Origin of the sequence: Blautia caccae, from assembly GCF_040095955.1 — a bacterium.
Classification (GTDB): Bacteria; Bacillota; Clostridia; order Lachnospirales; family Lachnospiraceae; genus Blautia; species Blautia celeris.
Genome location: NZ_JBBMFP010000001.1, coordinates 231,535 through 243,197, shown reverse-complemented (window position 1 = coordinate 243,197; position 11,663 = coordinate 231,535). Strand labels below are relative to the sequence as shown.

The 11,663-nt window shown below is 47.6% G+C and carries 11 protein-coding genes; 10 read left to right on the top strand and 1 reads right to left on the bottom strand.

Annotated elements, in window-relative coordinates:
* Positions 1–13: 13 nt before the first annotated feature.
* Positions 14–304, top strand: a complete 291-nt coding sequence (locus WMO65_RS01055) for a hypothetical protein (RefSeq protein ID WP_103733146.1) — start codon at positions 14–16, stop codon at positions 302–304.
* On the opposite strand, the gene WMO65_RS01050 is transcribed toward WMO65_RS01055, so the two are convergent.
* Positions 284–751: a GNAT family N-acetyltransferase gene (locus WMO65_RS01050; protein ID WP_349063537.1), complete on the bottom strand. Its 468-nt coding sequence runs from the start codon at positions 749–751 to the stop codon at positions 284–286. The two genes, WMO65_RS01055 and WMO65_RS01050, sit on opposite strands and share 21 nt — an antisense overlap.
* Positions 752–1,167: 416 nt before the next feature.
* Here WMO65_RS01050 and WMO65_RS01045 point away from each other — a divergent pair, with 416 nt between their 5' ends.
* The 9 genes from WMO65_RS01045 (at position 1,168) to WMO65_RS01005 (ending at position 11,544) form a co-directional block, all read left to right on the top strand.
* Complete coding sequence (locus tag WMO65_RS01045; protein WP_148393047.1) at positions 1,168–2,466, top strand: ABC transporter substrate-binding protein; 1,299 nt, start codon at positions 1,168–1,170, stop codon at positions 2,464–2,466.
* A gap of 98 nt (positions 2,467–2,564) precedes the next feature.
* Positions 2,565–3,446: a carbohydrate ABC transporter permease gene (locus WMO65_RS01040; RefSeq protein WP_148393046.1), complete on the top strand. Its 882-nt coding sequence runs from the start codon at positions 2,565–2,567 to the stop codon at positions 3,444–3,446.
* A 15-nt stretch (positions 3,447–3,461) separates the two neighbouring features.
* Complete coding sequence (locus tag WMO65_RS01035) at positions 3,462–4,301, top strand: carbohydrate ABC transporter permease (RefSeq protein WP_052099702.1); 840 nt, start codon at positions 3,462–3,464, stop codon at positions 4,299–4,301.
* 31 nt (positions 4,302–4,332) lie between these two features.
* On the top strand, positions 4,333–5,871 hold the full coding sequence (locus WMO65_RS01030) for a DUF5605 domain-containing protein (protein ID WP_187370632.1): 1,539 nt from the start codon (positions 4,333–4,335) through the stop codon (positions 5,869–5,871).
* Between the two features lie 21 nt (positions 5,872–5,892).
* Positions 5,893–6,897, top strand: coding sequence for a LacI family DNA-binding transcriptional regulator (locus tag WMO65_RS01025; protein WP_033143569.1), 1,005 nt, complete (start codon positions 5,893–5,895; stop codon positions 6,895–6,897).
* An 18-nt stretch (positions 6,898–6,915) separates the two neighbouring features.
* Positions 6,916–8,316, top strand: a complete 1,401-nt coding sequence (locus WMO65_RS01020; RefSeq protein WP_148393045.1) for an L-fucose/L-arabinose isomerase family protein — start codon at positions 6,916–6,918, stop codon at positions 8,314–8,316.
* A gap of 1 nt (position 8,317) precedes the next feature.
* Positions 8,318–9,148, top strand: a complete 831-nt coding sequence (locus WMO65_RS01015) for a transketolase (protein WP_033143567.1) — start codon at positions 8,318–8,320, stop codon at positions 9,146–9,148.
* A complete protein-coding gene (locus tag WMO65_RS01010) occupies positions 9,141–10,070 on the top strand; it encodes a transketolase family protein (RefSeq protein WP_033143566.1) in 930 nt (309 codons plus the stop codon). Before WMO65_RS01015 ends, WMO65_RS01010 begins: the two co-directional genes overlap by 8 nt.
* A 1-nt stretch (position 10,071) precedes the next feature.
* Entirely contained in the window at positions 10,072–11,544 is a 1,473-nt protein-coding gene (locus WMO65_RS01005) for an FGGY-family carbohydrate kinase (protein WP_148393044.1), read from the top strand.
* Positions 11,545–11,663: the final 119 nt, after the last annotated feature.

Below are 11,663 nucleotides of genomic sequence, written 5' to 3'. Positions count from 1 at the left end.
AGGCAGAAGTATCTTGATTTTCGGTTTGTTTTTGAAACAGCAGATTGTGACCTTCTCAGTGATCCAGATTTCATCATTCCGGATTTCCAGGGAATATCCGTCTGTCACGTCTTTGGGAAACCGGCTCATAACAGCATCAAAATCCGGAGCCGGTTCCCAGATCCAGGATTTTCATTTCGGCATTCCGTCAACGCCTGCGACCAGACTGTGGATTACCGTATCCTTAATGCATTTTACGCTGAATCCCCTGTTTGATACAGGAATGATACTGGATTATATTTTATCATTTTTGATAAAAAACTAAAGTCATTTTGTCATTTACCTTTTCGGTTTTCCCAGTGCTTTTGAATCCCATTTTTTCATACAAATAGCAATTTCCTTTTTCCGATAAAATTGTATCTAATTCCCAATTATCATTGCCGTGTATGCGTTCCGCTTCGATAATTGCCGCCTGCGCAATTCCCATATTTCTATATTTTTTCAAAATAAATATAGGTGAGATACGTTTCGCACTTCCTTTTTCCTTTTTGTCCACGACACGTAATGCCCCGACGATATTTTTATCAACTTCTATTATGTAATAATAGGTAAAGCATTGCCGGAGGCGAGATAAAATTTTTTCAAGTGGTTCAGTTGCAGGACTGGTATCAGTGTCCTGATATTTTTCGTATAAGTCAGAAAATGTTTCAATCTGCATTTTCCAAATAAGTTCTGCGTCTTCGCAAGTTGCCCTTTTTAAAATAAGTTCCATAAATATTACCCCACTAAAGTCTAATTTGCCTCATTATACAATATCCCAGGTCAGAAGTATAGCAGTGCAGTTTTCTTTTTTTGTTAAGGTTCGGTATGAAAATAAAATAATTTTAGTTTTATATAAAATATATCCTGAATTTATTTATATAAAAATTTATATAAAACTTTATCTAAACACTAAAATGCAGGTGAGAATATAGATTTAAATGACAACTTTATGTGCAATATATATAAAAAAAGAATGTAAATATTATGAAAATGAGCAAAAAGCAAAAACACACTTGAAAAATATATAAACAAATGCTAAAATAAATTTAAATCAAGAGCAAGAAAATTTAAATAAACGACGTCGATATTTAAATGAAAGCAAAAACGATTTAAACAATGTGTTTAAAATTTCAGGGAGGATTCAAAATGAAAATTAAAAAAGTAATGGCATTGACAATGGCATCAGCAATAGTGATCTCTATGGCACTTTCAGGATGCGGAAGCGACGGCGGTTCCGAGACAAAAGAAAGCAGTACCCAAGGGGAAGGCGCCAAGAGCGGAGCTACGGAAGTTACCTTCTGGACACTGAACACAAGGCAGAATGCAGTGGATCCCATTGTGGAGGAGTTCAACAAACAAAATGAAGATGTCCATGTAACCGTTTCCTATTATGATACAGACGGAATCAAGGATGCCTGCAAAGTTGCCGCTTCTTCTAAAACCCTTCCGAATATGTGGTTCAACTGGGGCGGAAGCCTGGGAGGCTTCTATGCAGAGAACGGCCTTACATATGACCTGACAGATTATGCAAAAGAAAACAAATGGGATGAGAAATTTACACAGACATCCATGGACCTTTGTACATTGGATGGAAAACTTTCCGGCTATCCTACAAGCTACAATGTTCTGGGTGTTTATTACAGAAAAGATATCTTTGAGGAGAACGGCATAGCAGTACCCACTACTTTCGAGGAGTTTGAGGCAGCCTGTGCAAAATTAAAGGAAAACGGCATCACTCCCATATCCACAGCGGGTCTCAACGGCTGGCACACCATGCGTTTTGTGGAACTGCTCATTGAACACTATGCAGGTTCTGAACTCCATGACAAGATGAACACATTTGATGAGAGCTATGACAACGACGCAGTGGTACAGGCTCTTGCAAAATACCAGGAGTTCTGTGAGAAAGGCTATTTCCCGGACGGATTCCTGACCCAGGACCCTAATGACACCCTGATCGGTATGGCAAACGGACAGTGCGCAATGGATATCCAGGGACAGTGGCAGGATGGCAAGATCATTCAGGAAGGTCTTGATATGGACCAGTATGGTGTCTTTGCATTCCCAAGCGGTGAGACAAACAGAATGTCAGCATTTGCTGAGATGACACAGTTCAATGTGGACAATACAGAGGAAGAGCTGGATGCCTGCATGCGTTTTACAGATTACTATTATAATGAAGAAAACACAGTAAAATATGCGGAGTATTACAACCTTCCGCTGCCGGTAGTAGGCGCAGAAATGCCGGAAGGACAGCCGAACGTACCTGTACTGTTAGAGACATCTGAGAAAAACGGCATCTTCACCATCACAGACCAGGCATTCCCCACAGAGGTTGCAGATGTACTGTTCAATGCGCAGGATGCCATTGCCAATGGTCAGATGACACCGGAAGACGGAGCGAAGAGCATTCAGGAGGCAATTGAGGCTTACAATAACAAATAACAGAGAAAAGACATGTAATATAAGAACGCGGAGGGGTGAAGGCCACTCCTCCGTTTTTTGAAAACCACTGCACTGACCAAACAGATTGGAGTGAAACCATGAAAAAAAAGAATAATTATACCAGGACGGACAAAGCCGCGTATTTCTTCCTGCTCCCGGCGGCGGTCATCTATTTATCCGTGATCGTGGCACCTGTGTGCTACTCCTTCTTTATCAGCCTGTTCAAATGGAACGGTATCGGCGAGAAACAGTTTGTTGGCTTATCTAATTACATAAATCTTTTTAAAGGCGATAAAATCTTTCATACGGCAATTATCAACAACCTGATCTGGATTGTTTTGACTATATTTGTGACCATGACCATTGCACTGCTCTTTGCAGTGATACTGAGCAAGCAGTTTAGAGGACGTACCTTCTTCAGAGGCTTTTTCTATTTCCCATGTGTCATCGCACCCATTGCGGTGGCTATTATCTGGAGATGGATCTACAACCCCAACATTGGATTTATCAATGAATTTTTCAAAGCACTGGGGATCAATTTTACCCAGGGATGGATATCGGACCCCAATGTCAGTCTATATGCCGTATTCGCGGCAGCTCTGTGGCAGGCGATCGGACAGCCCATGATCCTGTTTCTGGCAGGTCTGCAGGCTATCTCACCGGATGTTCTGGAGGCGGCGACCATTGACGGTGCCAACGGAATTGAGCAGTTTTTCCTGATCAAAGTACCGCTCCTTAAGGATACCTTTGTCATTGTTATTGCAACACTGATCGTTGCAGCCATGAAGGTTTACGATGTGGTGCAGGGGCTTACCGGCGGCGGTCCAAACAATGCCACTCAGATGCTTTCCACCTATATGTATTCACAGGTGTTCCAGTACAACAACGTGGGATACGGAACAGCAGTTGCCTGTATTATGGTACTGATGATGATGATCGTTATCATTCCTTATGTATCCTTTACAGCAAAAGAAGATTAGCGGGGAGGGATTATCGTGGAAGGAAAAACAAAGAAAATCACAAAAAAAGCAGTATTATATCTTGTTCTGATCATCCTGGCGCTTATCTGGGTGGTACCCATGTTCACACTGGTGGCAACTGCGATCAAGAGTAAATCTGATTTCTACAGCGGCGCGGGATTGTTCAGTATGCCGGCACACGTTGCCTGGGACAACTTTGTCAATGCCATTACAAAAGGCCGGCTGTTCACTTATATGAAAAACGACCTGATTGTATCCTGTTTAAAAGTGCCTCTGGGAATTTTCATTGAGGCACTGGCAGCTTTTGCCCTGACCAGACTGGAAATCAGGCATAAAACGGGAACTTTTATCTTCTTTCTCATCGGAATGATGCTTCCCATGCAGACAGCCCTGGTACCGATCAATGTGATCTACAGCAAACTGGGCCTGCTGAACTCTTATTTTGGACTGTTCTATGTATATGTGGGTTTCGGTATCTCCTTTGGTATTCTGATCCTGCGGGGCTTTTTCAACGGTGTCCCCAGGGAGCTTGACGAGGCGGCATACATTGACGGATGCAACAAATGGCAGTTGTTTTATAAAATTATCTTCCCGGTGGCAAAGCCTGCTGTGGCAACACTGATCATCACAGACTTTTTGTCCACATGGAATGAGTATCTGCTGGCAAGCGTTATTATCAATGATAATATGAAGAAAACCGTTCCGGTAGGTATCATGACCTTCGTGGGCGAGCATGGAACAGATTACGGCTATCTGTGCGCGGGTGTGCTGATCTCCGTTATTCCGGTGCTGATCGTGTATCTGATTTTCCAGAGACATTTCGTGGAAGGTATGGCCGGTGCTGTAAAAGCCTGACCGTTTAAAGAAAAAGACTTGGAGGTAGAGTATGGAGACAATGAAATATAAAAAGCAGGTGGAGAAATGGGATGTCTTTGAGGTGGAGTTCCAGGGTCCTGCAACGGGAAATCCATTCACGGACTATGAAGTGACAGGAACCTTTGAGAGCAAAAATGAGTGCACAGAAGCCGACGGCTTTTACGACGGGGAAGGCATCTATAAATTGCGGTTTATGCCCTCTTTTGAGGAGGAATATACCTTCAGGATCCACGCGGGATTCTTAGACTCTGACCTGGAGGGAAGTTTTACAGCGACAGCTCCCGGACAGGACAATCACGGTCCTGTGAGAGTGGCGAATACATACCATTTTGCGTACGAGGACGGCACACCCTATTACTCTGTGGGAACGACCTGCTATGTGTGGGACCTGCAGTCCGACGAACTGATTGAGAAGACACTTAAAACATTAAAGGCGAGCGCTTTTAATAAGATACGTTTCTGCGTTTTCCCGAAACATTATGACTATAACCTGGGGGAACCGCGCTCCTATCCTTACCAGGGAACACCTATGGATTCCAGTGTGCTCACAAAGGAGAACTTCCAGGAATACACAGGAAGAAGTGAGGGGAATAACTGGGATTTTACCAGATTCAACACGGAACATTTCAGACATATTGAGAAATGCATTGAGGCTCTCAGAGACTTAGGTATTGACGCGGATCTGATCGTCATGCATCCTTATGACCGCTGGGGATTTTCCTGTATGAAGCCTGAGGAGGATGACCTTTACTGGAAGTATGTGATCGCCCGGTTCGCAGCCTACAGAAATATCTGGTGGTCTCTGGCAAATGAATTTGACCTGTTTGAGGAAAAAAGTGTGGAAGACTGGGAGCGTTACGCAAAAATCATCTGCGAAAAAGACCCATACAAACATCTGCGTTCCATCCACAACTGCAGAAATTTCTACGACCATAACCGCCCATGGATCACGCACTGCAGCATCCAGAGGCAGGATTTGTACAAATCTTCAGAGCTGGTGAATGAATGGCGGGAGAAGTACAAAAAACCTGTTGTACTGGATGAGATCGCCTATGAGGGAAATATCCAGCACGGCTGGGGCAATATAAGCGGAGAGGAGATGCTGCGCAGATTCTGGGAGGCCGCTGTGCGGGGCGGGTATCCGGGACACGGAGAGACATATATGCATCCCCAGGATATCCTCTGGTGGTCACACGGCGGGGAACTTCACGGGGAGAGCCACAAGCGTTTCGGATTCCTTCTGGATATCATGAAGGAGACGCCGGGCATTGGACTTATGCCCTATGAAAAATGCGGCTGGGATGAAGTGTGTGCCGTACCTGAGGAGAGTACATCCCAGATCAAGGCTGTAAAAGAGTATTATCTGTTTTATTACAGCTTCATGCGCCCATCCTTCCGGGATTTTTACTTTGACGATGAGACTGCGTTTGAAGTCCGCGTGCTGGATACCTGGAATATGACTGTGGAGAACAGGGGCATCCATAAAGGGAAATTCAGAGTTGAGCTGCCGGGAAAACAGTACATGGCAGTGCAGATAAAAAAAGCATAAGATTTTGTTGGAGGTGAGACGGTGAAAGTAAATATAAGGACCATATCAGAATATACAGGATTTTCTCCGGCTACCGTATCCAATGCTTTGAACCATAAAAAAGGTGTGAATAAGGACACCGCGTCAGAAATTCTCCGTGCAGCCAAGGAACTGGGCTATATCGGGGAGATGGGGATCACGAAGATCAAGCTTGTCATCTATAAGGACAAGGGCCTGATCGTGGATGACAATCCCTTCTTTTCCCTGGTAGTGGACGGATTTGAAAAGGAATGCAGGGAGGCCGGCTATGAGATGGCGCTCTGTTATCTGGACCGGCAGACAGAGGATTATAAAAGACAGGTGGAAAACCTGTGCCTGGACCGGGCTTCCGCCATTGTGCTTCTGGGCACAGAGCTTACAGACGAGGAGGCAGCGGTGTTCAGGGGCATGAAGGTACCTTTTCTGGTGCTGGATTACTGGAACCACGATATGTCGTTTGACGGGGTGTTTATCAACAACGCGGACGCGGCCAGAATGGCCGGGGAGTATCTGATCCAGAAAGGCCATACCAGAATCGGATATCTGCGGGGCAGTTACCGGATCAAGGCGTTCGGCTCCAGGGCTTCCGGATTTCAGATTGCTCTCAATAAGCACAATCTGAGGCTGGAGAACAGGTACACGGTGACCATCGGCGTTACTATGGAGGCTGCCCACCAAGACATGCTGCGGTATCTGGAAGGAAAACCGGAGCTGCCCACCGCCTTTTTTGCGGATAATGACAATCTGGCTCTGGGAGCCATGAAAGCGCTGCAGGAATCCGGCTACCGGGTGCCGCAGGATGTGTCGATCATCGGATTTGATGACCTCCCCTTCTGTGAGATCGCAGTGCCCAGGCTGACAAGCCTCAGGGTGCCCAAGCAGGAGATGGGAAGGCTGGCAGTGCGCCGCATTGTGGAAATGATGCAGGAGAGGAGCACAGCCAAGACAAAGATTCAGATCTGTACGGAATTTATTGAGCGGGACAGTGTCCTTGAACTTAAAAATTAGAAAGCAGGGTGTGTGAGTTTGAATAAGATAAAATTAGGGTTCGCCCCAACACGAAGGAGCATTTTCAGTGCTCCGGATGCTATTAAATATGCGGATTTGACAAGGGAAAGACTGGGTGAACTGGACGTTTCCTTTGTGGATATTAAGGATATCAATGAGGAAGGACTTCTGTACAACGAGGCAGACAGAATAAAGATCGCGGAAAAATTCAAGGCGGAGAAGGTGGACGGCCTCTTCTTCCCCCACGGCAATTTCGGCACAGAGTATGAAGTCGCAAGACTGGCCAAGGAACTGAATGTTCCGGTGCTTTTATGGGGACCCAGGGATGAGCGCCCGGATGAGAACGGCGTCCGTCTCCGTGACAGCCAGTGCGGGCTTTTTGCCACAGGCAAGGTTCTGAGAAGGTTTCAGGTACCGTTTACCTACATGACAAACTGCAGGCTTACAGACCCGGAGTTCGAGCGGGGAATCCGGGATTTCCTGGCTGTGTGCAATGTGGTGAAGGTGTTCAGAAATACAAGAATCCTGCAGATCGGGCCGCGCCCGTTTGACTTCTGGAGTACCATGTGCAACGAGGGAGAACTGCTGGAAAGATTCAATATCCAGCTTTCACCCATACCGATTCCGGAATTGACAAAAGAGATGAAAAAGGTAAAGGAAGAGGGCACCGAGGTGGCAAAGATCATGGCATACTGTCATGATAATATGTGTGTCAGGATCAGGGAAAACGAATTGGAAAACGTGGCTGCACTGAAAGCTGCCATGAAGAATCTGGCAGAAAAATACGGCTGTAATGCTATTGCCATCCAGTGCTGGAATGCCCTTCAGGGAGAGATCGGAATTATGCCCTGCGCGGCCAATTCCCTGCTGAATGAGGAGGGAATCCCGGTCGTCTGTGAGACGGATATACACGGCGCCGTCACAGCACTTCTTATGGAAGCAGCAGGCATGGATGAGGCCAGAACCTTCTTTGCAGACTGGACGGTACGTCATCCTGACAATGAAAACGGTGAGCTTTTGCAGCACTGCGGCCCCTGGCCTGTCTCTGTGGCAAAGGAAAGGCCGTCCATCGGTTATCCCCTGGCCTTTGACCATCCCGGAGCTGTGGAGGCTGAGGCAAAACACGGGGATATGACCCTGTGCCGTTTTGACGGAGACAACGGAGAATACTCCCTGCTTCTGGGGCACGCGAAAGGTGTGGAAGGACCGTATACCAAGGGTACCTATGTCTGGGTCGAGGTTGAGAATCTTAAGCGCCTGGAGGCAAAGCTGGTGGAAGGGCCATACATCCATCACTGTGTGGGTATTCACAAGGATGTGGTGCCCGTGCTCTACGAGGCCTGCAAGTATATAGGTGTAAAACCGGATCTGTATGATCCGATCGAGGAACAGGTTAAGGCATATTTGAGAGGTGAATGAGATGGATGATCTGAAAGCGAAAGTGTTTGATCTGCGCAGGGATACGGTTGATATTATTGTTGCCGGAAAGGGAGGTCATATCGGCGGTGATATGAGTGTTATGGAAATCCTGGCCGCTCTGTATTTCCGTGTTATGAATGTTTCTCCGAAACGGGCAGATGACCCGGACAGAGACCGGTTTGTCCTCAGCAAGGGACATTCCATGGAGGCTTATTATGCGGTGCTGTGCGCAAAGGGATTCCTTGATCTGGAAGAGGTAAAAGAAAAGTTTTCAAAGTTCGGTTCCTCTTACATCGGACATCCAAACAATAAACTGCCGGGAATCGAGATGAATTCCGGATCCCTCGGACACGGCCTTCCCGTATGCGTGGGAATGGCTTTGGCAGGAAAGATGAACAAAAAGGAATACCGGGTATATACGGTTATGGGAGACGGTGAGCTGGCGGAAGGTTCTGTCTGGGAGGGAGCCATGGCTGCCAACCAGTATCATCTGGATAACCTCTGTGCAGTGGTGGACAGAAACAGGCTGCAGATTTCCGGCTGTACGGAAGATGTGATGGGACATGATGATCTGGCAGAGAGATTTTCCTCCTTCGGATGGCATGTGATCAGTGTGCGGGGAAACGATTTGGATGAACTTCTGCAGGCATTTTCAGAGGCGTCACAGACAAAGGGAAAACCAAGTGTCATCATAGCAAATACCACAAAAGGGTATGGTTCCCCTGTTATGGAAAATAAGGCAAATTGGCATCACAAGGTACCTACACAGGAGGAATATAATCAGATTATCAGTGATTTCGCCGCAGGGAAGGAGGCTGCTCTTCATGAATAAGATAGCAAATAAACAGGTGATCTGCCAGGTACTGATGGAGAAAGCAAAGACAGATAAAGACGTTGTGGTGCTGTGCAGTGACTCCCGCGGTTCCGCGTCCATGACACCTTTTGCAGAGAATTACCCGGAACAGTTTGTGGAGGTGGGCATTGCGGAACAGAATCTGGTGAGTATTTCCGCGGGCCTTGCAAAATGTGGTAAGAAAGCCTACGCAGTATCCCCTGCCTGCTTTTTATCTACCAGAAGCTACGAGCAGGCAAAGGTGGATGTGGCCTATTCCAATACCAATGTGAAGCTGATCGGCATCAGCGGCGGCATCAGCTACGGTGCCCTGGGCATGAGCCACCACTCTGCCCAGGATATCGCTGCCATGTCAGCGGTTCCGAACATGAGGGTTTACATACCAAGTGATAAAAATCAGACGAAGTGCCTGACAGAAGCGCTGCTCGGAGATGAAAAACCTGCCTATATCCGTGTGGGGAGAAACGCGGTGGAGGATGTCTATGAAGAAGGAAATTGTCCTTTTGAAATGGATAAAGCCACCGTGGTGAAAGAGGGAAATGACGTGGCAATCGTAGCGTGCGGAGAGATGGTAAAGCCTTCTCTTGACGCAGCGAAGCTGCTGGAAAAGGAAGGCATCAGTGCAGCAGTCTTGGATATGTACTGTGTAAAGCCTTTTGACAAAGAGACTCTGCTCCGGATGGTATCCGGTGTGAAGGCTGTGATCACAGCGGAGGAGCACGCTCCCTTCGGCGGACTTGGCAGTATGGTAAGCCAGGCAGTGGGAAGCGAATGCCCGAAAAAGGTTGTGAACCTGTCCCTGCCGGATGCGCCGGTCATCACAGGAACCTCAAAGGAGGTATTTGATTACTACGGATTAAACGCAGAAGGAATCGCAGCAAAAGCCAGGGAGTTAGTCTGATATGGAGAGATACATACTGGGAATTGACCAGAGCACGCAGGGGACAAAAGCACTGCTTTTTGACAGACAGGGAGCCCTGATTGCCCGTGCGGACCTTTCCCACAGGCAGATCATAGATAACAACGGCTGGGTGGAGCATGACCCGGAGGAGATCTACAGGAACACCATTCAGACGGTTAAGAATGTGGTGGAAAAGGCCGGTATCGATAAGAACCTGATAGCAGGCGCGGGCATCAGCAACCAGAGGGAGACTGCCCTTGCCTGGAAAAAGGATGGCAGACCGGTATATAACGCCGTGGTATGGCAGTGTGCCAGGGGAGAGGAGATCTGCAGCAGGATCACAGACAGTGCGGGTATGATAAGAGAACGGACAGGGCTTAAGCTCTCCCCCTACTTTTCAGCGGCAAAGATTGCCTGGATACTGGAAAATGTGGAGGGCGCCCGGGAAAGAGCCGAAAAAGGTGATCTGTGTTATGGAACCATGGACAGTTTCCTGGTATACCGGCTCACAGGCGGCAGATCCTTTCTTACGGATTATTCCAACGCATCCAGAACCCAGCTCTTCAATATCAAGACACTTGCCTGGGATGAGGAAATCTGCAGGGTCTTTAAAATCCCGGCGGAAAATCTGCCCCGGGTTTCGGACTCCAATGGTTACTATGGGGAGACGGATTTTGAAGGATTTCTGGATAAACCGGTTTCCATACACGGAGTGCTGGGAGATTCCCACGGCGCTCTCTTCGGGCAGGGATGCCTGGAGGAGGGAATGGTGAAAGCCACTTACGGCACCGGCTCCTCTGTGATGATGAATGTGGGAAAAACACCGGTATTTGGCAGCCACGGTTTAGTTTCTTCCCTGGCCTGGGGGATGGACGGGCAGGTAAATTATGTGCTGGAAGGCAATATCAATTATACGGGTGCAGTGATAAGCTGGATGCAGAAGGACCTTCAGATGGTTGCGTCCGCAGCGGAGACAGAGCGGCTTGCAAGGGAGGCGGCGCCGGAGGACAGGACATATTTTGTACCCGCATTTACCGGCCTTGGTGCCCCCTACTGGGACAGTTCAGCCACCGGGATTCTCTGTGGGATCACCAGGACCACAGGGAAAGCGGAAATGGTGCGCGCAGGACTTGACTGCATTGCGTACCAGATCACGGACATTTTAAAAGCCATGGAGGAGGATGCCGAGATACCGATCCGGGAACTGCGGGTAGACGGCGGTCCCACAAAAAATGCCTATCTCATGCAGTTCCAAAGCGATATGGCCGGCATACCGGTACAGGTGCCAGAAGCTGAGGAACTGTCCGGGATCGGGGCCGCGTATGCTGCAGGTATTGGACTTGGCATCTACAAAAAGGAAGAACTTTTTGCGAAAATGAAGAGGACTTCTTTTGAACCGCAGATGGAAAAAAGCCTTGTGGATAAGAAATATTCCGGGTGGAAAAAGGCTGTGGAAATGGTACTCGGAAAGTGAATTGTGAAGAGGAAAGACAAGGCGTACTTCGTTTAAGCGAATGTCGTTAGGAAACTGACAAAACAAACAAATAACGGCAGACAGCTAAATGGGCAAAGGGACACGGTTATGAAACGGTG